At 62.2% G+C, this 22,558-nt stretch carries 16 protein-coding genes and 5 pseudogenes; 12 read left to right on the forward strand and 9 right to left on the reverse strand.

What is annotated here, in order from left to right; all coding sequences use genetic code 11:
* Window positions 1–4 precede the first annotated feature (4 nt).
* From ACFMBG_RS18230 to ACFMBG_RS18255, 6 genes and pseudogenes are all read right to left on the reverse strand, one after another.
* Window positions 5–805 (reverse strand): enoyl-CoA hydratase, encoded by an 801-nt coding sequence (locus tag ACFMBG_RS18230; protein ID WP_421056122.1) that lies wholly within the window; start codon window positions 803–805, stop codon window positions 5–7.
* A gap of 23 nt (window positions 806–828) precedes the next feature.
* Window positions 829–1,278, reverse strand: coding sequence for an OsmC family protein (locus ACFMBG_RS18235; RefSeq protein WP_421056123.1), 450 nt, complete (start codon window positions 1,276–1,278; stop codon window positions 829–831).
* 24 nt (window positions 1,279–1,302) lie between these two features.
* On the reverse strand, window positions 1,303–2,445 hold the full coding sequence (locus tag ACFMBG_RS18240) for a glycine cleavage T C-terminal barrel domain-containing protein (RefSeq protein WP_421056124.1): 1,143 nt from the start codon (window positions 2,443–2,445) through the stop codon (window positions 1,303–1,305).
* A 160-nt stretch (window positions 2,446–2,605) separates the two neighbouring features.
* Window positions 2,606–3,097, reverse strand: a complete 492-nt coding sequence (locus tag ACFMBG_RS18245) for an Lrp/AsnC family transcriptional regulator (RefSeq protein WP_421056125.1) — start codon at window positions 3,095–3,097, stop codon at window positions 2,606–2,608.
* Window positions 3,098–3,143: 46 nt separating this feature from the next.
* Window positions 3,144–3,296 (reverse strand): annotated as a pseudogene (locus ACFMBG_RS18250) (hypothetical protein); the annotation flags it as partial.
* Between the two features lie 181 nt (window positions 3,297–3,477).
* Window positions 3,478–4,099 (reverse strand): annotated as a pseudogene (locus ACFMBG_RS18255) (transposase); the annotation flags it as partial.
* 67 nt (window positions 4,100–4,166) lie between these two features.
* Here ACFMBG_RS18255 and ACFMBG_RS18260 point away from each other — a divergent pair.
* The 3 genes and pseudogenes from ACFMBG_RS18260 to ACFMBG_RS18270 all read left to right on the forward strand — a co-directional run.
* Window positions 4,167–4,397, forward strand: a pseudogene (locus tag ACFMBG_RS18260) (transposase); the annotation flags it as partial.
* Window positions 4,398–4,553: 156 nt separating this feature from the next.
* A complete protein-coding gene (locus tag ACFMBG_RS18265; RefSeq protein ID WP_421056126.1) occupies window positions 4,554–5,126 on the forward strand; it encodes a methylenetetrahydrofolate reductase C-terminal domain-containing protein in 573 nt (190 codons plus the stop codon).
* A complete protein-coding gene (locus tag ACFMBG_RS18270) occupies window positions 5,126–6,091 on the forward strand; it encodes a methylenetetrahydrofolate reductase (RefSeq protein ID WP_421056127.1) in 966 nt (321 codons plus the stop codon). Before ACFMBG_RS18265 ends, ACFMBG_RS18270 begins: the two co-directional genes overlap by 1 nt.
* 664 nt (window positions 6,092–6,755) lie before the next feature.
* Here the strand turns inward: ACFMBG_RS18270 and ACFMBG_RS18275 are convergent.
* On the reverse strand, window positions 6,756–7,646 hold the full coding sequence (locus ACFMBG_RS18275) for a LysR substrate-binding domain-containing protein (RefSeq protein WP_421056128.1): 891 nt from the start codon (window positions 7,644–7,646) through the stop codon (window positions 6,756–6,758).
* A gap of 105 nt (window positions 7,647–7,751) precedes the next feature.
* Here ACFMBG_RS18275 and ACFMBG_RS18280 point away from each other — a divergent pair, with 105 nt between their 5' ends.
* From ACFMBG_RS18280 to tcuA, 6 genes are read left to right on the forward strand one after another with little or no spacing between them, the layout of a single operon-like run.
* The gene (locus ACFMBG_RS18280; protein WP_421056129.1) at window positions 7,752–9,314 is read left to right on the forward strand and encodes a trimethylamine methyltransferase family protein; all 1,563 of its coding nucleotides are present in this window, start codon (window positions 7,752–7,754) and stop codon (window positions 9,312–9,314) included.
* A complete protein-coding gene (locus ACFMBG_RS18285) occupies window positions 9,305–10,585 on the forward strand; it encodes an aspartate aminotransferase family protein (RefSeq protein WP_421056130.1) in 1,281 nt (426 codons plus the stop codon). The genes ACFMBG_RS18280 and ACFMBG_RS18285 overlap by 10 nt, the downstream gene beginning before the upstream one ends.
* Entirely contained in the window at window positions 10,582–13,062 is a 2,481-nt protein-coding gene (locus ACFMBG_RS18290; protein ID WP_421056131.1) for an FAD-dependent oxidoreductase, read from the forward strand. Before ACFMBG_RS18285 ends, ACFMBG_RS18290 begins: the two co-directional genes overlap by 4 nt.
* Window positions 13,055–15,466, forward strand: a complete 2,412-nt coding sequence (locus ACFMBG_RS18295) for an FAD-dependent oxidoreductase (protein ID WP_421056132.1) — start codon at window positions 13,055–13,057, stop codon at window positions 15,464–15,466. Before ACFMBG_RS18290 ends, ACFMBG_RS18295 begins: the two co-directional genes overlap by 8 nt.
* Window positions 15,467–15,470: 4 nt before the next feature.
* Window positions 15,471–17,141: a thiamine pyrophosphate-binding protein gene (locus ACFMBG_RS18300; protein WP_421056133.1), complete on the forward strand. Its 1,671-nt coding sequence runs from the start codon at window positions 15,471–15,473 to the stop codon at window positions 17,139–17,141.
* A gap of 4 nt (window positions 17,142–17,145) precedes the next feature.
* Window positions 17,146–18,621 carry an FAD-dependent tricarballylate dehydrogenase TcuA gene (tcuA, locus tag ACFMBG_RS18305; RefSeq protein ID WP_421056134.1) on the forward strand — a complete coding sequence of 492 codons (1,476 nt, stop codon included), beginning with the start codon at window positions 17,146–17,148 and terminating at the stop codon, window positions 18,619–18,621.
* Between the two features lie 351 nt (window positions 18,622–18,972).
* On the opposite strand, the gene ACFMBG_RS18310 is transcribed toward tcuA, so the two are convergent.
* A complete protein-coding gene (locus ACFMBG_RS18310; RefSeq protein WP_421056135.1) occupies window positions 18,973–19,647 on the reverse strand; it encodes a hypothetical protein in 675 nt (224 codons plus the stop codon).
* A gap of 414 nt (window positions 19,648–20,061) precedes the next feature.
* On the opposite strand from ACFMBG_RS18310, the gene ACFMBG_RS18315 reads away from it, so the two are divergent.
* Window positions 20,062–20,325, forward strand: a complete 264-nt coding sequence (locus ACFMBG_RS18315) for a transposase (protein WP_421056136.1) — start codon at window positions 20,062–20,064, stop codon at window positions 20,323–20,325.
* Between the two features lie 115 nt (window positions 20,326–20,440).
* Window positions 20,441–20,605 (forward strand): annotated as a pseudogene (locus ACFMBG_RS18320) (IS3 family transposase); the annotation flags it as partial.
* Between the two features lie 224 nt (window positions 20,606–20,829).
* Here the strand turns inward: ACFMBG_RS18320 and ACFMBG_RS18325 are convergent.
* Window positions 20,830–21,648: a DUF2189 domain-containing protein gene (locus ACFMBG_RS18325; RefSeq protein WP_421056137.1), complete on the reverse strand. Its 819-nt coding sequence runs from the start codon at window positions 21,646–21,648 to the stop codon at window positions 20,830–20,832.
* 322 nt (window positions 21,649–21,970) lie between these two features.
* Here ACFMBG_RS18325 and ACFMBG_RS18330 point away from each other — a divergent pair.
* A pseudogene (locus ACFMBG_RS18330) lies at window positions 21,971–22,456 on the forward strand (transposase); the annotation flags it as partial.
* Between the last annotated feature and the right edge of the window lie 102 nt (window positions 22,457–22,558).

The raw sequence follows: 22,558 nt of genomic DNA on the forward strand, positions 1-22,558 counted from the left end.
GGTCTTATTCATCCTGCCATTGGGGGCTGCGTTTTTCGAGAAAGGCGCCGATGCCCTCTTCGGCGTCGCGGGCCAGCATGTTTTCGACCATCACACTGGAGGCATAGCCATAGGCCTCCGAAAGGGGCATCTCCCGCTGCGCATAGAAGGCGCGTTTGCCGGTGGCCAAGGTCATCACCGACTTGGACGCGATCTTGCGGGCCATATCCATCGTAGCCTGCCGCAGCCCAGCAGGCGGGACCGCGCGGTTGATCAGGCCGATCTCTTCTGCCCGCCGGGCCGAAGTCATGTCGCCGGTCAGCAGCATCTCCATCGCATGCTTGCTGGAAACGTTGCGCGACAGGGCGACCATCGGCGTGGAGCAGAACAACCCGATATGGACCCCCGGCGTGCTGAATTGCGCGGTGTCCGCGGCGATGGCAAGATCGCAGCTTGCCACCAGCTGGCAGCCCGCCGCGGTGGCGATCCCGGTGACCTCGGCAATCACCGGCTTGGGGCAGTTCACGATGGCCTGCATGGTGGCGGAGCACATTTCCATCACCTTGGCAAAATAAGCGCGCCCGCCGTCCGCAGCCGCGCGCCCGGCGGTCATCTCCTTCAGATCATGCCCTGCGCAATAGGCAGGCCCGTCTGCAGCCAGGACGACAACGCGCACCTGCGGGTCTTCTCCCGCTTCGGCAAAGGCTTGGGCCAGCGCCGCCAGCATTGCCTCGGACAGGGCATTGCGCCGCTTGGCATCGTTCAGGGTCAGACGCAGGATGCCATCGTCATCCAGGTCACGCAGCAGGTTATCGGTGTCTTGCACGGGCCTCTCTCCTGTTTTGAGGGTCAGTGAATGTTGATCTCGACGAAGTCAGCCAGCGTATTGGCGATGAAACAGTACCGGTGCGCCCGGTCCTGCATCTGTGCCAGATCCGCATCATTGACCTGAAAGCCGGTGTCGAAACGCACCACCGGGTGCATATCCAAGCGGTTCACCGACATTTTGCCCTTCGGGTTCTTGCCCAGATGCGCCACCACGTGATCATGGTAGCTGGCCACCGGCCAGCCGGCCTTGGCGGCCAGAGCAAGAAAGGTCAGCATGTGGCAGCTCGACAGCGCCGAGGCGAGCGCCTGCTCGGGGTTGGTGCAGCTGGGATCGCCGCCATAATCGGGAGCGGCGTCCACTTGCACGTCGTAGCCGTTGTTGAGCTGAACGGTGTGCTCGGCCGTGTAGGCGCCCGGCCTGAGCTCGGGCTCAATGCGGTGCCAGTGGAGATCGATCGAAATATCCGACATTTCCGTAAGTCCTCGTTCTGGCTATTAGCTTGCTGCAAGCGATTTCTTAGGATCGTAGAAGGGGATTTCGACAATCGTGGCCTGTGCAGGGCCGCTCGCGGTCATCACTTCGACTTCGGTGCCCAGTTCCGAACTCCCTACCGAGACCATCGCCAGCGCGATGTTTTTCTCAAGCCGCGGCGAGTAGACGGCCGAAGTCACCTTGCCGACGGTGCCGCCATTTTTAGTGATCGCCCAGAAAGTGGTGTTGGGGCCTTTGAGCGGGGGGCAATCGATGACCAGGCCGACCTGCTTGCGGCTGATCCCTACTTCCTTGATACGGCGCAGAGCTTCCTTGCCGATGAAGTCAGCTTCCATATCCAGGCCGATCAGGCGGCCGAGCCCCACCTCGAACGGATTGGTGTGGATATCGGCATCGGCGTGATAGGACAGCATGCCGCCTTCGATCCGCCGGATCGAGGAGGTGTGGCCCGGCTGCAGGCCAAAGGGTTTGCCCGCCGCCATGATTTTTTCCCACAGCTCATCGCCGCGCGACCCGTCCTGCAGGTACAGCTCATAGCCCAGCTCGCTGGACCAGCCGGTGCGCGACACGATCAGCGGGATGCCGTCCAGCTCGACTTCGCGCAGCCAGTAGTATTTCAGGTCCAGGATGCTGTCGCCGAACATGGCTTTCATGATCTCGCCCGATTTCGGCCCCTGCAGCTGCAGCGGAGAAACATCGGGCTCGCCGATGGTGACATCCATACCCGAATGCACCGCCACGCCCTGCGCCCACAGCAGGATGTCGCTGTCTGCCAGCGAGATCCAGAAGTGGTTTTCCGCCAGCCGCAGCAGGATCGGGTCGTTCAGGATGCCGCCGTCGGCATTGGTAATCAGGATGTATTTGCACTGGCCAACGGCCATTTTCGACAGGTCGCGCGGGGTCAGCATCTGCACGAATTTCGCCGCATCCGGGCCGGTGATTTCCACCTGGCGCTCGACCGCCACGTCGCACAGGATCGCGTCATTCACGAGGTTCCAGAAGTTCTGCTCCGGATCCCCGAAGTCACGCGGGATGTACATGTGGTTGTACACCGAGAACCCCTTGGCGCCCCAGCGGACAGTGGCGTCGAAATACGGGGATTTGCGGATCTGTGTGCCGAACCCGAAGCCGTCTGATTGCATCATGTCTTTCACCCTTTGCGCCGCCGGCCCGATCAGCCGCGGACTGTTTGAACTGGGTGAAGGATTAGCCCTGCATGCAGGCTGAGAGCGGACTGAAAACAAGCCCCGGGCAGACCAAACGGACTGTTGTCGGGCGCCTTGCAGCCCGTTCAGTCGGCCTGGGTCATTTGCCGGTTCTGGCAGCCAGCCCGGCAATATTCGGCTGGGCTGATTTGACATTGCGCGTCACGATGTAGGTCATGTAGCGGTCAATCCCCAGTTCGGCCGCCAGCAGGGTTTCCATCAGCTCCTGAAAGGCTGCCAGGCTTGGGGTGAAGAATTTCAGGACGTAGTCCATGCCGCCGCCTGTGGCGATGCATTCCGTGACCTCGTCCAGCTTCTGGATATGCGCCTCAAAGCGATCGAAATCGGACTTGCGGTGATGTGTGAGAGAGACGGTCACGACGACCTGGGTGAAATCGCACACGCGGTCAAGCGCGATGTCCGCGTGATAACCGCGGATAAAGCCGGCCGCTTTCAACCTGGTAAGGCGGGCCCAGCAGGGCGTCGGCGACAAGTTGACGATCTCCGCCAGCTTGGTTTTGCTCAGCTGGCCGTGCTTCTGGACTGCGCTGAGGATGCGGATATCAGTCGCATCAAGGCTGAACTTGCCCATGCATCAGAGCCTTTCGCTACAAGGGGTTGGCGTCCCAATACAATCATCAACAAAAACCGGGAAGCAACATCTTGCTCCTGCGGGGCGGATTGAGGCTCCAGCCATGAAGGTTCTTGGAAAAGGCCGAATGATCCAGCACCGGGTCGGTCAGGTCGAGACGGCAGAAACAACGGCAGTCCAGTTTCAGATGCACCTCCTCGCAGAGCGGACGGAGTGGGTGGCTCCTGCATTACCGGCGTCGCAATGCGCCAAGTTTGCAACGGCTCTAGGCAGCTAGCATTTCGCGCTCCTTGCAATGTGTGAGCGGCGCCGATCTGCCTCTGACGGGCCTTGTTGCACAAATCGGTTGAGTGTCGAACTCCCCCTTTCCCCGGACGGGTTTATCCTGTGGTTTCTGTAACAGGGATGCCCAGAGCGGTGCAGCGATTGAGCGCGGCGGCGCGGATTTGGATTTCCGCGGCCGGGCGTTCGAAATCCCGCGCCATCAACGCCTGGCCCAATTGTTTCAGGCAGTTCATCCCGGTCCCGGCGCGGCTCCGGCGATGGTATCCGGTCAGTCGCCGCCACGGTGAACGCCCCAGGTGCCGTGAGCCCCGTACGGCCTCGTTTCGGCAATCATTGCCCGGCAGGTGATTTCTGAAAGAATTCTGCCGAGAGGGGCTCCGGCGCTTGCGGATTTCCAGGGGTTGGCACTCTTGCGCGCCGTTATCCCGTCGGCGGTGACCGGGCCGATCTCCTGGCCGGTCGGGATCCGGCCGGGAAGTCCAGGCAGCATGAGCGCATCCCCGGCACTGCGGCTGGTGGCCTCCACAGCCCGAACCTCCAGCGTTTTCACAGGCCCTGATGTCCATTTTGCGCCAGATGCGGCGTTTGGGGCCGCCATGCTTGCGCGCGTTCCAGTCTCCTTCACCTTCGGATCTGATGCCCAGTGCTATCCCTCAGGAGGTTGAGCGGTCCGGTGCCGCCCCGATACAGCAGGCTGGCGTTCAGCGTCTTTTGCCTGTGACCTGCCCCCCGCGAAATCCCTCACCATGATGTAGAGTCTGCCTAACCCTTAAGGAGCAGACGAATGCGGAAGAGCCGTTTTACCGAGGCGCAGATCATCGGGATGATCAAGGAGCAAGAGGCAGGCATACTAACGGCGGAGGTGTGCCGCAGGCACGGGCTCAGCCCAGCAACATTCTACAAGCTGAAGTCCAAGTATGGCGGCATGGAGGTGTCGGAGGCCGCGCGGCTAAGGGCGCTGGAGGACGAGAACGCCAAGCCGAAGCGCCTACTGGTCGGATCCGTCAGAAACAACGGCGCTGATCAGGACGCAACCCGAATGTCCGCCGGGTGCGGGCCGTCCAGAGACAGGAAAGAACATGGAGACTGCGGGCGCGGAGACTATTTCAAGTTCTATTCAGCCGCAGGAAATGAATAAGATCTTCTAAGTGCCTGGAGAAAGGGAAGCCCGATGTACCGGATTCGCCTGTTTGCTATTCGTCATTCGCGCAGCTTTGAGTGGATTTACAAGCGCGTGGAGCAGGTCATGATTGCTCTGGACCCGATCCTGAGAAAAATCGGGTATGACCGGGTCGAGCGCCCCATCGCCTTTGTGGAGAAATGCGTCAAGACCGTACTGTTCGATTGCAAGATGTGCGGGCAGTGCGTGTTGTCGTCAACCGGCATGTCCTGCCCGATGAATTGCCCCAAACAGCTGCGCAATGGCCCCTGCGGCGGCGTGAGGCCAGGCGGATTTTGCGAAGTCAAACCGGAAATGAAATGCGTTTGGGCGCTGGCCTGGGACGGTGCGTCGCGGATGAAGGGAGGGGCGCAGATTTCAACTGTGCTGCCGCCGGTGGAGCGCAACCTTGAAGGCTCATCGTCCTGGTTGCGGGTGAGCCGCGAGAAAGCCGCTCATCTGCGTGAAGCCCGGGAAAAACGCCGCACGGCGATTGCGGACGCCTTTCCTGATGCCCGCAGGAACGAGCCCTCTGCTGCGCCGCTCGCGGAGGAGCCAGCCAAGGCTCAGAAAGGGATGAAATGATGGACCACACTTTGCCTCAGTCCTATTCAGCTCCTCCCGAGGGCCACGTTTCGCACAGCCGGCTGGAACGGGTGCTGCGCTCCGGCCGCTTCGCAATTACCGCAGAGCTGAACCCGCCCGACAGCGCTGACCCTGCGGACGTCTATGATGCCGCACGCCCGCTCGGGGAGGTTGCCGACGCCATCAATGCCACGGATGCCTCGGGTGCGAATTGCCATATGTCCTCCATCGGGATCAGCGCGCTGCTGACTCGGGCGGGTTATTCCCCGGTTTATCAGATCTCCTGCCGGGACCGGAACCGTATCGCCATTCAGGGGGATGTGCTGGGTGCGGCAGCCATGGGGGTCAGTAATGTTCTGTGCCTGACGGGTGATGGTGTCGGAGTGGGGGACCAGCCGGGAGCAAAGCCAGTTTTTGATTTTGATTCACTGTCGCTGCTGCGCACCATCAGGACCATGCGGGACGAGCGTAAGTTCCTGTCCGGGCGCACCATCACCAATCCGCCGCAGCTGTTTCTTGGAGCGGCTGAGAACCCCTGCATTCCGCCCTATGACTGGCGCCCGGAGCGGCTGGCCAAGAAGGTAGAAGCCGGGGCTGAATACATCCAGACCAACTACATTTACGACGTGCCCCTGTTCGAGAAGTTCATGGCACGGGTGCGGGACCTGGGATTGGACAAGAAGGTCTACATCCTTGCCGGTGTCGGCCCGCTGGCTTCAGCGCGAGCGGCACGGTGGATGCGCTCGAATGTACCGGGGATCCATATTCCGGATGCGGTTATAGACCGTATGGAGAAAGCCGAAAAACCCGGGCAAGAAGGCAAGAAAATCTGTGTGGAGCTCATCCAGCAGATGCGTGACATTGCCGGTGTTTCCGGCGTCCATGTCATGGCTTACCGGAAGGAACACCAAGTCTCTGAAATTATACAGGAGTCTGGAGTTCTAGCTTCCCGCAAGAGGAAATAATTTTTGAGCTGAGTTACCGGGAGCAGGTCGCCGATCTTTCCACCGCGCTGAACGACCCTGCCACCAAGAGCGAAACTGTCACGATCATCCGCAGCATCCTGTCCGAGATAGGCCTGATCCCGGAGGATGGTTTTCTAACCATTGGGCTATTTGGCGATCTGGCCGGGCTGCTGCGTCTAGCGGCGGGAGTGATAGGCCCAAAACGCAGGAAAGACCCCAAGCGCGCCTCCTGAAGCCCTTTATATTTTTGAGGAGTTAGTTTTGGCTGCGAGAGCAGGCAGCCGCCGCTTCCTACCTGTCCTCTCCGCAATTGTGTAATCGTACGAAAGCGCACAGGTAACGGCAACTTTATGCAGATCGCGCGGATTGGAACTTGCAGGCCGGGTCTCCGGACTGAATGCACCGGTCGCCCCTAGCCGGCCCGCTGCATTGAATATGAGATGCTGTACCGTGACCCGTCGAAGGAGACATTCGCTGCATTTGCGTAAGCAGAGGCCTCGGCAAGGCCGGCACAGCGGGACCAAACAGCCATCGTCCGATAGCGATTGAAGTCCGCCGTACGACTTATTTTGGTTTATGTTTTTGGGGAGAGACAGGCTTCGGGCGTTCGCCAATTCGTTCCAGAAAAGCGAATTAGGCCGAGACAAAGGAGCCCGGACTGTTTTCAGTAGCGACCAACGTCAATTTGGGTGTTTTGGGCTGTTAGCCATTCAATGGCGAGCCGTGTTTGGCGGCGCGTGTGGCTGCTATTGCGCACTTCTATGAAATACCCATGGGTCGGGGTGATATCTTCGTCGAAAAGGCGCACCACTCTGCCTTCGGCCAGATCCTGGTCAATCAACGGCAGCCATCCGACGATCAAGCCCTGGCCTTCTGCAGCGCCGCGCAACAGAACATTGGCATCCTCAAACACGGGGCCGCGCAAGGTGCCCGGAACCCGAACATTCATTGCCGAAAACCAGTCCAGCCAGCCCCAGTGGTTCCTCTGATGCAGCAGCGGTAGCTGCAGTAGATCTGCAGGCGTTTTCACAGGACCGAACCGGTTGAGGAATTCTTTTGAAGCAATCGCCACCGGGCTCAGCTCAAGCAGTTTGACTGCCCCTTCGGGCATTCCGGACAAGCGTTCCCAGCGGATCACGATATCCAGGTTTTCTCGGTTTTGCGCGCCCGGCTGATAAGTTGGCACCACCTCCAGTTCGAGTCCCGGGTGCTGTTCCCAGAAATCGCTGATCCGCGGCATCAGCCAGCGGGCCGTGAAAATCGGGCCGGCGGCAAGACGCACAGTTTTGCGGGAGGTGCGCTTCAGGGCGCGGACGGCATCTTCCAGCATACCAAAGGCCTGCAGCGCCGTTTCCGCCAGCCGCTGCCCGTCTTCCGTCAGCACCACCTCGCGCCCGGACCGTTTGAACAGCTCGACGCCGAGTTGCTCCTCCAGGCCGCGGATATGGTGGCTGATGGCGGTGGGGGTCACGGACAGATTCTCAGCCGCAGCGCGGAAGCTGCCCGTTCTGGCAGCGGCTTCGAAGGCACGTAAAGCGGAGAGAGACGGCAGCATGCTGCTTCCATAGATGAACTGAACTCATCAGTTACTGAGCAATGACCATTTGTAAATAGGAAATTCCAGCATCATCGTTCAGGAAAACTTAGCTGGACTCATGAGATGGCGGCATCCGGAAACCGAAGGCGCGGGCGCAGGGAGCGGCTTAGTGCGGACAGCGAGGCTGGCAGCGTCAGGCCGGTGTGGCCCGGGGTCGAAGGCGGACGGCTGAAACCGCTTGCGCCTGAGGAGGTTACGCTGGTCGAGGAGACCGCGCTGTCGCTTCTGGAAACGCTGGGGCTGAGCCAGGCCATTCCATCCATGATCGAAAAGGTCTGCACCGCAGGCGGGCAGCTGACCACGGACCAAAGGCTGTTGTTCCCGCGGGCGCTGGTGCGATGGGCCGTGGAGGGCGCACAGCGGGATTTTATGCTGTGCGGCCAGCAGCCTGAACACGATCTGCTGATCTCCGGCGCGCGGGTGCATATGTCGACCGGCGGGGCGGCACCGGGAGTGTTCGATCTCGATACGGGCGCCTATCGCGACTCGACGCTGGCGGACCTGTACGATGCAGCGCGGATTGTCGACAGGATGGAGAATATCCACCACTTCAGCCGCTCGGTTGTGGCCCGCGATGTCGAGGACAATGCGGCGATGGATCTGAACACCGCCTATGCCTGCCTGATGGGTACGTCCAAGCATGTCTCGATCTCGATCAGCGCCCCGGAAAACGTGCCTGCAATCGCGGATCTCTGCTACCGCATCGCTGGCAGCGAGGCAGCGTTCCGCGCGCGGCCCTTCCTGACGGTGATGGTCTGCCACGTAGTGCCGCCGATGCGCTTTGCCGAGGAGGCCTGCGAGGTGCTGGAGGCCGCGATCAAGGCGGGCTTCCCGGTGCAGCTGATCAGCGCAGGCCAGGCCGGGGCGACCAGCCCGGCCACAATCGCCGGATCCCTGGTGCAGGCGGTCGCCGAAACGCTGGCCGGGCTGGTTTTTGCCCGGCTGGCGGACCCGGAGGCCAAGGCGATCTTTGCCCCCAAGCCGCTGGTGGCCGATCTGCGCACCGGGTCGATGTGCGGCGGCGGCGGCGAGCAGGCAATCCTGATGGCGGGCGCGGCGCAGATGGGGCGGCACTTCGGCCTGCCGGTTTCCTCCATTGCGGGGATCACCGATTCCAAATGCCTGGACGCGCAATATGGCGCCGAGAAATCGCTGGCCGTGGCGATGGTCGCCCATGCTGGGTCCAACATCGTCACCCAGGCGGCCGGCATGCAGGCGAGCCTGCTGGGCGTCAGCCATGCGGCCTACGTCAGCGACAATGACCTGCTGGGCAACATCCTGCGCACGATCCGCGGGGTCGAAGCCACGCCGGACAACATCGCCGCCGATGTCATTGCCCAGGTGTGCCGAGGCGAAGGCCACTATCTGGGCGAGCAGCACACCTTTGAGCGGATGAAATCCGATTACTTCTACCCGCACATCGGCGACCGCCGATCCCCGCGCGAATGGCAGGAAGATGGCGCCCGGCCGGTCGGCGCGACGGCGCAGGATAAGGCCCGTGAGATTCTGGCAGCACACTTTCCGCAGCATATCAGCGATGAAACGGACCGCGCGCTGCGCGCGGCATTCGACATCCGGCTCACCCGCGAACAGATCGGCAGGCCCGCATGTGCAACATGGAACTAAGCATTCGCGCCCGTGCGGCGCTGCCCGGCGGCGTAAGCCACGAGCTGCGCTACCGCGACCCGCACCCAATCTGCATCGAACGCGCCGCAGGCGCCGAGAAATGGGATGTGGAGGGACGCCGCTACATCGACTTCAAGATGGGCTCGGCCAGCCAGATGCTGGGCCACGGCCACCCCGCGGTTGTCGAGGCGCTGAAAAAGCAGGCTGAGCGCGCGGTATTCAGCGCCGACTGCCACGAGGCCGAGATCGAATGGGCGGAATGGGTCAACCGGCTGTTGCCCTGCGCTGAGCGCACCCGCTTCACAGCTTCCGGCAGCGAGGCGACGATGCTGGCAATGCGCCTGGGCCGCGCCTGGGCCGGCAAGGACAAGGTGCTCAGGATCGACGGCCACTATCACGGCTGGCACGATCACGCACTCAAGGGCGCCAAAGCCGGCAGCAAGCGCACAGCATCGCTGGGTGTTCCCGGTGTGGTGAACGATTTGATCGAGGTCTGTGCCGCCGACGCGCAGGCAATGAAGGAAGCCCTGCGGGACGAGAGCATCGGAACCGTGATTATCGAGGCATCCGGGGCCAACTACGGCTCCGTGCCGCTGCCCTCTGCTACCCTGCGCGCCTTGCATGACGTGGCCCGCACCGCGGGTGCGGTGCTGATCTTTGACGAGATCATCACCGGCTTCCGCTGGTCGCCTGGCGGGCGGCAGGCGCGTGACGGTATCGTGCCGGACCTGACGACGCTGGCAAAGATCGTGACTGGCGGCCTGCCGGGCGGCGCCGTCTGCGGCCGGGCGGACATCATGGAGCTGATGAACAACGCTGCCGTGCGGGACGGGCTGTCGCCGCCGGTCAGCCACAAGGGAACTTTCAACGGCTCCCCCCTGATTTCCGCGGCCGCCTGTGCCGCGATGCCGCTTCTGGCCACTGGGGAGGCCCAGGCGCAGGCCGATACCATGGCAGAGCGGCTGCGCGGCGGCCTTATTGCCCTGATGGCGCGGCACGGCATTACGGGGTGCGCATACGGGGAGAGTTCAACCTGTCACCTGCTGTTCGGCGCAGCAGATCCGGCGGGGCTGAGCCCGGCTGAGATCCGCAGCGTGCCGCCTGGATTGGTGGCTGGCCTGCGCGGCGGCCTGCTGGCGCGCGGTGTCGATTTGATGAGCCATACTTCCTGCGTGACCTCGGCGGCGCACACTCCGGAATTGATCGACGAAGCGCTGGATGCCTTCGATGCGGTGTTTGCCGCACTTGTTCAGGACGGAGTGCTGCAATGACCCTGCCTTCCCATGCCCGCACCGTCATCATCGGCGGCGGCGTCATTGGCTGCTCTATCGCCTATCACCTCGCCCGTGAGGGCCGGAAGGACATCGTTTTGCTGGAACGCTCCAAGCTGACCAGCGGCACCACTTGGCACGCCGCAGGGCTGGTGCGCAGACTGCGGCCCTCGGCGACGCTGACCAAGCTGATCAATTATTCGATAGATCTCTATGGTGAGCTGGAGGTCGAAACGGGTCAGGCCACCGGCTGGACCCAGACCGGTTCGCTGACTTTGGCCACCAACCCGGACCGGTTGACCAATATCAAGCGTCAGGTCTCGCTGGGCCGTGCCTTTGGCTTGGAGGCCGAGGTGGTGGATGCCGCCCGCGCCAAGGAGCTGTGGCCGCTGATCGAGACCGATGACGTGATCGGCGCGGTCTGGTCGCCAGCAGACGGGCGGGTGAATCCCTCGGATGTGGCGCTGGCGCTGTCCAAGGGCGCGCGGGCGCGGGGTGTGCGGATCTTCGAGGATACTGCCGTAACCGGCCTGCGGAGGAAAGGCAGGAGGATTGCCGGCGTTGAGATTGGCGGTCATGTGATCGAGGCGGATGAAGTAGTCATCGCCTGCGGCCTATGGTCCCGCGAAGTGGCGGCGATGGCGGGCGCCCACATGCCGCTATATGCCTGCGAGCATTTCTACATCCTGACCAAGCCTTTGGAAGAGGTGCAGGCCCTGGGCAAAGGCGCCCATCTGCCGACGCTGAACGACCAGGATGCCTTCCTCTATGCCCGCGACGATGTGGAGGGGCTGCTGGTCGGCTGTTTCGAACCTCATGCCAAGGGCCTGCCGCTGGACCGGCTGCCCAAGGATTTCTCCTTCGACCTCTTGGACGAGGACTGGGATCACTTCATACCGATGATGGAAAATGCTCTGCGCCGCATCCCGGTGCTGAAGAAGGCCGAGGTGCGGATGCTCCTCAATGGGCCTGAAAGCTTCACCCTCGACAGCCAGTTCATGCTCGGTGAAAGCCCCGAGGTGCCGGGCCTGTTCCTGATGGGCGGCATGAACTCCACCGGCATCGCGCTGGCGGGCGGAGCAGGCAAGGCAATGGCGGAATGGATCATTGCGGGCGAGCCGACGATGGAGCTGAACGAGGCCGATATCCGCCGCTTCAGCCCTGAGATGAACGTGCTGGGCGCGCTGGAGGCCCGCATCCCTGAAGTGCTGGGCCGCCACTACGACAACCCCTACCCCGGCCGCTCGATGGAAACCGCGCGCGGTCAGCGGCGTTCCCCCATACATGCCGGGCTGGAGGCGGCAGGCGCACGCTTTGAGTCTCGCGGCGGCTGGGAGCGCGCCGTCCACTTTGGCGGCAAGGAGGCGCATCTGCCGCTCACCTTCGGTGCGCCCAAATGGCGCGAGCAGGTGGGCCGCGAGGTGGAAGCCTGCCGCAACGGTGCCGCAATCCTGGACCAGAGCGCCTTTGGCAAGATCATGGTTCAGGGGCCGGATTCCTGTGCCTTCCTCAACCACCTCTGCGCCGCGCAGATGGACATTCCTGAAGGCCGCATCGCCTATAGCCAGATCCTGAACCGCAAGGGCGGTGTGGAGAGCGACATCACCGTGCAGCGGCACGGGCTGGAGACCTATCTGATGATCACCGGCGCCGGCGAGGTGGTGCGCGGCCTGAAGCGGATGCGCGAGACCAAAGGCGCATTCCGGGTGGAATTCACAGATGTGACCAGCGGCTTTGCGATCCTCGGCCTGGCCGGAGCAAAGGCCCGTGAGGTGCTGCAGGCAACGTCAAATGCGCCGGTGCCGGACTTGAAGCGCTTCCAGTTCGCGCCGGTCGAGGTCGGCTTGGCCCGCGGCTGGGCCGGGCGGCTGAGCTATACTGGCGAGGAAGGTTATGAACTCTATATACCCGCCGAAATGGCGATGGCGGCCTATGAGGCGCTGGTGGCCGCGGGCACGACCCACGCAGGGCTTTACGCCAGCGGATCGCTCAGGATCGAAAGCGGTTTTCGCGCTTTCAGTCATGAGCTGGGCCCCGGCACCACACCGCCAGAGGCCGGCCTGGGGGAATTCTGCGCCTTTGGCACCGGCTTCGTCGGCGAGGATGCGCTGCAGGACCATATCCCGGAACGCCGGATTGTCTCGATCCTGTTCGACGACCCGGAGGCGATCCCGATCCATGATGAGCCAGTTTTCTACGGCGGCCAGGTTGTGGGCCAGATCACCTCGGCCGCCTGGAGCTACCGCTATGGCCGTTCGGTTGCGCTGGCGATGATTGACCTTCCGTCCGGCGTTACCACTGGACAGCCCCCGGCCGCCCCCCCGGGCGGGGGCTTCACCCCCACCCGCGGCCGGGAACTGTCCTCTGCACTGCTAGAAGGAAAGACTGTGAGCGGTTTCGAAGTCGAAATCGCATGCACTCGCTTTGCCGCAAAGGCGTCACTGAAACCCGCGAAAGAGGCCTTTGCCCATGACTGACACCATCCGCACCACACAGGTTGCCATCATCGGCGGCGGTATCATGGGGGTTGCCGCCCAATTCCAGCTGGCCGAGAACGGCTGGACGGATACGATCCTGTTTGAAAAGGCGGAGCTTACTTCCGGCTCCACCTGGCACGCGGCGGGGCAAATTGCCCATGCGGTGGGCTCGCGCCTGATGGGCTGGATCAACAAGACCTCGATCGAGACCTACAAGCGGGTCGAGAAGGAAACCGGCCAATCTATCGGCTGGCATGAAGTTGGCGGCTTCCGTATCGCCACCACGGATGATGAGGTCGACTGGATGAAGTCGATCATGGGCGTCGGCAAGCTGCTGGATTTGCCGATGGATCTGGCCGGCCCGGAAGAGGTCGCCCGGGTGAATCCCTTCTACAAGGTGGACGGCGTCAAGGCAGCGGTGCGCACCTATGAGGACGGCCATATCGACCCATCCTCCGTTACCATGGCGCTGGCCGCTGCGACCCGCGCACGGGGGGCAAAAATAGAGCGCCGCAACCAGGTTCTGGGAGCCTCCCGCAAAGGCGGTATGTGGCTCCTGCGCACGGCAAAGGGTGATGTGCTGGCCGAGCATGTGGTGATTGCTGCGGGCTCCTATTCCAACCAGGTGGGTGAGTGGTTCGGGCTAAAGATCCCGTCTGTTTCCTGTCTTCACCACTATCTGGTGACAGACACGGTGCCCGAGTTCCTTGATCGCCCCGAGCTGCCGGTGATGCGCGACAACGCCTATGGAGGCTATATCCGCCAAGAACAGAAATCCGGCCTCATCGGCATCTACGAGGGCCATGTCTGCCCCACGGTCTGGGAGATGCCGGAAGGCGCGCCCTGGGCCGCGGAGAATGAGTTGTTCGAGGCGGATTACGACTCGATTGGCGACTTCCTGATGGTGGCCTTCGGCAAGATGCCGGTGCTGGCCAATCTGGGCATCAAACGCGTGGTGCGCGGAGCGATTACTCATACACCGGATGGCGGTATGCTGGTGGGCCCAAGCGGTGCGCCAAATGTCTGGCTGTCCTGCGGCTCCTCCATCGGCCTCGCCTGGGGCGGCGGCGCGGGCAAGGTGCTGGCGGACTGGATGGTCCATGGCGCAGCGGAGATCAACACCCGCGGGTTTGATCCCCGCCGCTATGGCAATTTCGCGTCGGATCATTTCATAGTGGAGCGCACCAAGGATGAGTTCATGCGCCGCCATGACACCCCCTGCCCCGGCAAGCAGTTCAAGAGCCTGCGGCCGCTGAACCGCCACCCGCTTTATGGCCGGCTGGCCGCCAAAGGCGCGGTGTTCGGCGAGGTCTCAGGCTGGGAGCGGCCGCGGTATTTCGGCGAGGTTGGCGAGGTGGAACAGATCGGCTGGGGCCACCAGCCCTGGCACGCCAACGCAATGGCGGAGGCCAAGGCGACGCGGGCGGCGGCGGGCGTCATCGACCTCTGCGCCTTTGCCCAGTTCGAGATCACCGGCAAGGACGCGGGTGCGCTCCTGGACCGGCTGTCGGCCAACAGGATCCCGTCCCGCGACGGGCGGATCAGCCTCAATCATCTGCTGACAGAGAAAGGCCGGTTCGAGACCGAGATCACCATCTGGCGCATTGCTGGGGACCGCTATTTCACCGGCTCGCCCATCGCCCGCGCCAACCCGGATTTCGACTGGATCAAGTCGCACATCCGCGATGGCGAAGACGTGCAGATGATCAATCGGACCCAGGACTGGGGGATGCTGGCACTCTCCGGCCCGGCCTCGCGCCGGATCCTGGCGGAGCTGACTGAGAAGGACCTTGCGAACCAAGCCTTCCCTTGGCTGTCCGGGCAGGAGATTACCGTGGCGGACATTCCCTGTTACGCCCTGCGCGTTTCCTTCGTGGGAGAGCTTGGCTGGGAACTGCACGCGCCGCTGGAGCATACCGGCGAACTCTATGACGCGCTGTTTGCCGCCGGGGAGAAGCACGGGCTGACCGATCTAGGCTCCTATGCCTTCAACGGGATGCGGATGGAGAAGGCCTACCGTGCATCAGGCGAACTGACCACCGATGTCGGGCCGCTCGACGTAGGGCTGGAGCGGTTTGTGGCGGCGGAGGGCCGGGACTTCCTGGGCAAGGAGGCTTTGCTGGCGCGTGATCCAGGCTGGGAGCTGTTCTACGCCGAACTCCACGCAGACGGGATCGACATCCACGGCGGCGAGCCAGTGCTGCTGGCGGGCAATCCGGTCGGCCTGACCACTTCGGGCGGATTCGGTTATACGGTTGGCAAATCTCTGGGCTGGCTGTTTGTCCGCAAAGGCACCCCGCGCAAAGGCCTCAGCGTGCAGATCCTGAACCAGGAATACCCCGTGACTGTCCACCCGGACGCTCTGTTTGACCCGCAGAACCTGCGGCCCCGATCCGAGGATTGAGACCATGACCACGATCAACGGCGGCGAGGCCGTCTACCGCGTTTTGAAAGCCAATGGCATCGATACCGTGTTCGGCCTGCTGGGCGGCTCGATGCTGGAACTCTATGACGCGATGTATCAGGGCGGCGAAATCGCCTATGTCGGTGCCCGGGATGAACGCGCAGCGGGCCATATGGCGGACTCCTGGGCACGGATGACCGGCAAACCCGGTGTGGTGCTGGGGGCGCAGGCCGGTCCCGGTGTGGTCAATATCGTGACGGCGGTGGCTGAGGCGCAGCTGGCCTATTCGCCGCTGGTGGTAATCGCCGGCGCCATCACCCGCGCCGACCAGGGCAAGGACACCTTCCAGGAGGTCGACCAAGTGGCGCTGTTTGCGCCGATCTCGAAACGTTCTGTCATGGTCACCGATCCTGCGCGGCTGGCGCCGATGCTGGAGGATGCAATCCGGCTGGCCAACTCGGGCCGCCGCGGGCCGGTGGTTTTGCATGTGCCGCGCGACCTGTTTGCCGCCGAAGTCCCTGCTATCGGCCCGAAGCCGGTGAACATCGCACGCCCGGGGCCTGCGGCACCAGAAGACATCACCGCCATCGCTGCAATGCTCTCAAATGCAAAACGCCCGGTGATCTTTGCCGGCGGCGGGTTCAAATGGGGCAAGGGGCGCGATGCCCTGACCGCTCTGGCAGAGACGCTGGAGGTGCCGGTGGTGGCCTCGACCGGCCACGCCGATGTGATGCGCCACAGCCATCCGTGGTTTGCAGGCCAGGCGGGGCCGCGGGGCAACCGGGTGGCCAGCCGCCTCACAAAAGAGGCCGACGTGATGGTGGTGCTGGGCGCGCGGCTGGGGTTCAACTCCACCTTCCACAGCAACGACTATGTTGGCGCCGACACCCGCATCGCCCATGTGGACATCGACGGCTCCGCCGTGGGCCGCTACTTCCCGGCCGAGATCGCGGTGCAGGCCGATGCCCGGCTGACGGCCAAGGCGCTGGCCGCAGCGGCCTCGAAACCCTTGGCGGACGCATGGCGGGCAGCGTTCAAGGCCGACATGGAAACCCTTGCCGCTGAACGCGCGGAGGAAGCGCAGATCGCCACCCTGCCGATGCACCCGCGCCGGGCACTGGCAGAGATCCGCGCGGCATTGCCAGAAAACGCGATTGTCACCCTGGACACCGGCAACACCTGCCTGCAGGCCGCCGACCGGCTGGCGCATCATGAGCCGATGAGCCTGATCACCCCGCTGGATTTCGGTCTCGTGGGCTTTGGCCTGGCCGCAGCCATCGGCGCCAAGGCCGCCAGCCCGGACCGCCCGGTTGTGGCAGTGATGGGCGACGGAGCCATCGGCTACACTATGATCGAAATCCAGACCGCCATTCAGCACAAGCTGCCGATTGTGGTGATCGTGCTCGACAACCAGGCTTGGGGGGCCGAGAAGGCTTATCAGCAGGAATTCTATGGCGGGCGCCTGCTGGGCGCTGAAATCACCTCGCCGCGCTATGACAAATTCGCCGAGCTTTGCGGCGGCAAGGGCATCTGGGTGGATGGCCCCGGCAAGATGGGCCCGGCCCTGGAAGCGGCGATTGCCAGCAATGAGACCACCATCATTCAGGCCAGGATCGACCCCGGCGCGCTGATGACGCTGCGCAAGGATCTGTTCACAGCGCCGGCAAAGGAGTGAGCCCATGACAACCTGGGACACGATCATCATCGGGGCCGGCAACGCCGCGTTCTGTGCCGCCCATGCCGCGCGGGAAAAGGGAGCAACCGTGCTGATGCTGGAATGCGCGCCCGAGGCGGAAAACGGCGGTAACTCGCGCTATACCGCGGGCGCCATACGCTTCGCCTATGGCGGCGCGGACGATATCCGCGCGCTCTGCCCGGACCTTTCGGAAGAGCAGATCGCCATCACCGATTTCGGCACCTATACCGAGGGGCAGTTCTTCGACGATATGTTCCGAGTCACCCGCTTCCGCACCGATCCGGCCCTGTGCGAGCGGCTGGTGACCACCTCGCGCGACACCATGCACTGGATGCGCGGCAAGGGCATCCGCTTCATGCCGATCTACGGCCGGCAGGCGTTCAAGGTCGATGGGCGGTTCAAATTCTGGGGCGGGCTGACGCTTGAGGCTTGGGGCGGCGGCCCCGGCCTGGTGGATGCCCACACCGAAATCGCCAAAGCCAGCGGTGTGGAAATCCGCTATGAAACCCGCGCAGTGGAGATTTTGACCGACGGCTATGCCGTGACTGGCGTCAAGGTCCGTCACAAGGGCGACCTTCAGGATCTACACTCAAAGTCCGTGGTGATTGCCTCGGGCGGCTTCCAGGCCAGCCCGGAAATGCGCACCCGCTACCTCGGCCCCGGCTGGGAGATGGCCCGGGTGCGCGGCTCCCGCTTCAACACCGGTGAAGGGATCAAAATGGCAATGGCGGCCGGCGCCTCCACCTATGGCAACTGGTCGGGCTGCCACGCGGTCGGCTGGGACTACAATGCGCCGGAGTTCGGCGACCTGGATGTGGGCGACGGCTTCCAGAAGCATTCCTACCCCTGGGGGGTGATGGTCAACGCCACCGGGCGCCGCTTTGCCGACGAGGGGGCCGATTTCCGCAACTACACCTATGCCAAATACGGCCGCGTGATCCTGGACCAGCCGGACCAGTTCGCCTGGCAGGTTTTTGATGCCAAGGTCACCCACCTGTTGCGCGACGAATACCGCATCAAGCGGGTGACGAAGGTAACCGCCCCCACGCTTGAGGCGCTTGCCCAGAAGCTGGAAGGCGTGGATCCGCAAGGCTTTCTCGATGAAATCCGCGCCTATAACGCCGCAGTGGACACCGGCACGCCGTTTGATCCGAACGTCAAGGACGGCCGTGGCACGCGAGGGCTGGCGGTGCCGAAATCCAACTGGGCTAACACCATCGACGAAGGACCGTTTGAAGCCTACCAGGTGGGCTGCGGCATCACCTTCACCTTCGGCGGTCTCAGGATCGATCCGGACAGCGCGCAGGTCCTGGACAACGACCTCGCGCCGATCCCCGGCCTGTTTGCGGCAGGCGAACTGGTCGGCGGCATCTTCTATTTCAACTATCCCGGCGGAACCGGATTGATCAGCGGATCGGTCTTCGGCCGGCTGGCCGGGGAGCATGTGTTAAACGGGTAGGAACAGCTGGCTTCCTCAAGCTGAGTTCGGATAACCCGGTACGGATCACTCGTCATGCACGGTGTTCACATATGCAACAAACATCTGCCGCCCCAAAGTCCACTCTGATGTTGCAACACCGCATGTGGATGAGGCCAAGCCTGTGATGGCCCGACAACTGATCCCGCCGAAGCATCTCAGGCGGGGAAACGCAAATGACAACTTCGAGTGTGCTTTTCGAAACGAAATCAGACTGCTGTTAAAATTGATCAACCGGTCCTGATACGCACAGCAGCACTAGCGACCGCCGCATTACCGCCCGCCACTACTAAAACCCACTCCGCAACCCATGTGCTGAAGGATCCGCGTGTTTCAGATCCAAACTGATTGCAGTTTCATGATCACCGCTGCGGTACCCGTCAATGCCAGCGTGAATATGCCGAAGAAAGCCAGCGCAAGCAGGATCGGCCCGAGCTTGCCCGGCAGCTTGTATACCAGACCGCGCAACCATTCCCATCGCCCGGAGCACCTTTCAAGACTGCTGTCGATCACTGTCGCGTATAGGGGCAAGGCGCTGAACAGCGTCGCGTAAAGGTAAACACCGGAAATGTTCTCAAAAAAGGCCGATCGAACAAGTGTCGGCCCAACCACCTGCAACGCCTGCCAGTGATCCCCTCCGAATGAGCCGAACCAGTCAGCCGAGACGAAATAGATTACCCCATGCACCAGGACGAAAATGACGACTCTTGCAGGCAGGTCGATCAGGAGGATACGTGTCGGCACGGCTCCTTCACGCTGTTTGGCGGTACTTACGGCAAAGAGAAAGAAGCTCACGTAGTTCACGGCAAATACAACAGGTAATCCATTTGTCACGACCTGCCGCAGAAACCGGCTGAACGCGGGCCCACTTCCCAATAACAATGCCCCGAAGCCCGGTGTGAGGGCGATATAGAGCAGCAATAGCGGAAACAGGCCTGCGCAACTGACAACCAATGTGTTGCGGACAAATTTCCAGGCAGGCATGTTGATGCTGAAGTATGTTTTCATTGCACAGGGCATTGCCAGCCATTCTGGCACGAAGCCGATGGGCGGCGCTCATAATGTCCTCAGAACGTTATGTTCTACCGCTTAGTTCTTCCGATACTATATCCAGGAAACAACGGGCAGAGAACGATATCGGCGAAAAGAGTTCATTCGCTGCGGCCGTGAAGCCGCTTCCAGCCTTGGAAATCAGTCATCACTCCACCGTCAATAACTGGCATTTCTGTCAGTAAACCGACCTCCAACGGCCTATTGCGATGCAGCGGTGCAGCCCGTCATAGCGGTCCTTAGTGCATCGTGGAGCATAGCAAAGGACTGAATGACGGCAATGCGGGACGTAGCCGCCGTTCGCCGCTCACGCAGCGTGAGCGTCCTAATTGGACCTGTCGCGGGTTTGTGCCGCTCCTTTGACCACGTATCGTGCCGCAAAGGATAACACAGATCGCATCACGACCGAGCGAGGAATTTCGGGCAGAAGTTGTTCGCGTAGCATTGACCAGTGGGCCGCCGCGTAAGCAGGCGGCCGCTGACTTCGGGATTGGCTTCTCGACACTGAACCGCTGGATACGGCAAGGCAGGCGCTCCCCCAAGAAGCCAGCCCGCCGATCCGGTCTCGAACGTAAGACCGCCGGGCTGCGGAACGAGAACCGTATGCTCCGGGTGGAGAGGGACGTTCTAAACTGAGCCGGATCAGGAATTGATCCGGGGGATCAATTCCCCGGCGAAGGCCACCCGGTTCTATGCGGAGCGAAGCGAATGAGGTTCGCCCTCATCGCAAAGAACGCAGGCAAGCTGCCCACTGAGCGGACCCGGGAATTGCTGCGATAACGCTGCCGTCGAGGCACTCGTCAAGACGATCAAGGCCGAGTTTCTGTGGCAACGGTCATGGCCAACGCGCTGGGTCGCCGAACTGGCAATCTTCAAATACATCAACGGCTTCTACAATCCGCGCCGCAGGCACTGAGCGCTCGGTTGGAAAAGCCCCTTGGCCTTCGAGGCTCAGGCCGCATAAATGAGAACCTGGAGCGGCACAAATCCGTGACAGGTCCAATATACGCCTATCGCTGTTTGCTACCGTTGCTCAAGCCGGCACGCCCGGGGATGTGCTTCTCGACGGCCTGAAAGTTGAGCTGTACTTCCCTGCGGACGAAAAAAGCACGCAGCTGCTCAAGGTGAAAGCTGGATAGATCACTCCTCCGCTGGCGGCACGGCCCGCTGATAGAGATGCCATGTGGTGTGGCCAAGGATCGGCAGGGTGAAGATCAGGCCCAGAAACGCCGGAACCAGCGACAACAGCATGGTGACCGAGATGACAGCCGCCCAGGTGAGCATGACCACCGGGCTTTCCGTGACGACGCGAATGGACATCAACATGGCGGAAACGAAATTGGTTTCCCGGTCGAGCAGCATGGGCATGGCGACGACGGTCACCGCGAACAGTACAGCCGACAGAAACGCACCCACGCAGGTGCCGATTGCAAGGAAGGTCCAGCCCTGCGGTGTGAAGAAGACGGTATTCAAGAACCCGTCAAAATCCGAAAAGGATGCATTCTTAAGGGTGATCGCCAGCCAAAGCCGGACCTGGTAAATCCACACCCAGAAAATGAACAAGGTGACAAAGGCCATCCAGCCCATTTCGCGCTTGCGCTGACTGGCCATGACGGTGAGGATTTCAGACCAGCCGAAACTCTCTCCCTTTTGCATCCGGCGGGACATTTCATAAAGCCCGGCAGCGGCGAAAGGCGCGACCAGCGGAAAGCCCACAGCGGCGGGAATGATCATCCAGATCGCGCCGAGCCAGACCAGGCACCAAACAAACAGAATCCCGAAAACTGCATAGAAAAGGCCGAAGAAGCCGCTCAGGAAGGGGCGGGCCAGAAAGTCGGAAAACCCGGCCTTCAGCGACGCGGTGATATCACCCGCAGTCACCTTATTGACCTTGGGCAAGGCTGGCCGTTTCGGCGTCAGATTGTCCGGTGGTGTGGAACCTTCGGTCTTGGATGTCATGACACACTCCTCCCAAGGCATGGCGCCGCGCTGGTCCGTTTGCCAACAGATTCAGCGGTGAAACAGACATCCCTCCTCCGCATACAAGTTTGCATCAGGTGAGGCATACGGGCAAGGGCGGAGTATGGCAGCTAAGTCCCGCTTAGCGATCCTGCCATAGCCCTGCGTTGAACTTCTGAGTGACACGGTTTGCGTCGTGCCGCACTCGCGCGAAGCAGGCAGGCGATCAAGGACTGCAAAGGGCGTATTCCGTTGAAAAACTCGTGCTTGATCGAGAGACATCCCGCGGATTCAATTCCGGTCTCGGGCGGGAGGATTGGCGATGATGGGACAGGGGCAGGAAGCGCAACCGGCACTTTTCCACGAGTTCCCGCCGGAAGATCATGTCCCGCACGGTCACTTTCTTTGGTTCATTGGCCGCTTCGCAGGTCTGACTGGCATCCGCGTCTATCTGGCGGATTTCTGCAGCCACACTTGCCGTCCGTCCGTTAACCCCGAATTGCCGATCCGGATACTCGCGGCCGGGCATTGCTTCGGCATCCGGTCCGAACGCCGGCTCTGCGAGGAGGTGCATCTGAACTTGGCGCACCGGTGGTTCTGCCAGCTTGATCTGAGTGACCGGGTTCCGGATCACTCGGCGTTTTCGAAAAACCGCCCCTCCCGGCGGTGCAGGCGCTGCATCTGGGAAGGTCTGGTCAGCGGCCAGCGCGTGGCCATCGGCGCCGGCCTGATTGAGGCAGATGCCGGCGCGCGCAAGATCAACCGCGAAGAGAATGAAGACGCCCGCCAGGTTGCTCGCGACACTGCCAGTAGCGAGCAACCTGGCGGTCTCAATGAAGCTGAGGAAGAAGGCCGGGATGCTCTTCGCGCACCTCAAGCGCATCCTGGGCCTGGGAAGGCTCCGGCTACG

Source organism: Leisingera coralii (assembly GCF_049056525.1).
In the GTDB taxonomy this organism is placed as follows: domain Bacteria; phylum Pseudomonadota; class Alphaproteobacteria; order Rhodobacterales; family Rhodobacteraceae; genus Leisingera; species Leisingera coralii.

Bases quoted from the DNA above. Each gene is read 5' to 3' on its own strand.
- ACFMBG_RS18235 (WP_421056123.1), bottom strand. From the start codon at position 1,278: ATGTCGGATATTTCGATCGATCTCCACTGGCACCGCATTGAGCCCGAG.
- ACFMBG_RS18240 (WP_421056124.1), bottom strand. From the start codon at position 2,445: ATGATGCAATCAGACGGCTTCGGGTTCGGCACACAGATCCGCAAATCC.
- ACFMBG_RS18245 (WP_421056125.1), bottom strand. From the start codon at position 3,097: ATGGGCAAGTTCAGCCTTGATGCGACTGATATCCGCATCCTCAGCGCA.
- ACFMBG_RS18265 (WP_421056126.1), top strand. From the start codon at position 4,554: ATGTACCGGATTCGCCTGTTTGCTATTCGTCATTCGCGCAGCTTTGAG.
- ACFMBG_RS18270 (WP_421056127.1), top strand. From the start codon at position 5,126: ATGGACCACACTTTGCCTCAGTCCTATTCAGCTCCTCCCGAGGGCCAC.
- ACFMBG_RS18275 (WP_421056128.1), bottom strand. From the start codon at position 7,646: ATGCTGCCGTCTCTCTCCGCTTTACGTGCCTTCGAAGCCGCTGCCAGA.
- ACFMBG_RS18280 (WP_421056129.1), top strand. From the start codon at position 7,752: ATGGCGGCATCCGGAAACCGAAGGCGCGGGCGCAGGGAGCGGCTTAGT.
- ACFMBG_RS18285 (WP_421056130.1), top strand. From the start codon at position 9,305: ATGGAACTAAGCATTCGCGCCCGTGCGGCGCTGCCCGGCGGCGTAAGC.
- ACFMBG_RS18290 (WP_421056131.1), top strand. From the start codon at position 10,582: ATGACCCTGCCTTCCCATGCCCGCACCGTCATCATCGGCGGCGGCGTC.
- ACFMBG_RS18295 (WP_421056132.1), top strand. From the start codon at position 13,055: ATGACTGACACCATCCGCACCACACAGGTTGCCATCATCGGCGGCGGT.
- ACFMBG_RS18300 (WP_421056133.1), top strand. From the start codon at position 15,471: ATGACCACGATCAACGGCGGCGAGGCCGTCTACCGCGTTTTGAAAGCC.
- tcuA (WP_421056134.1), top strand. From the start codon at position 17,146: ATGACAACCTGGGACACGATCATCATCGGGGCCGGCAACGCCGCGTTC.
- ACFMBG_RS18310 (WP_421056135.1), bottom strand. From the start codon at position 19,647: ATGAAAACATACTTCAGCATCAACATGCCTGCCTGGAAATTTGTCCGC.
- ACFMBG_RS18325 (WP_421056137.1), bottom strand. From the start codon at position 21,648: ATGACATCCAAGACCGAAGGTTCCACACCACCGGACAATCTGACGCCG.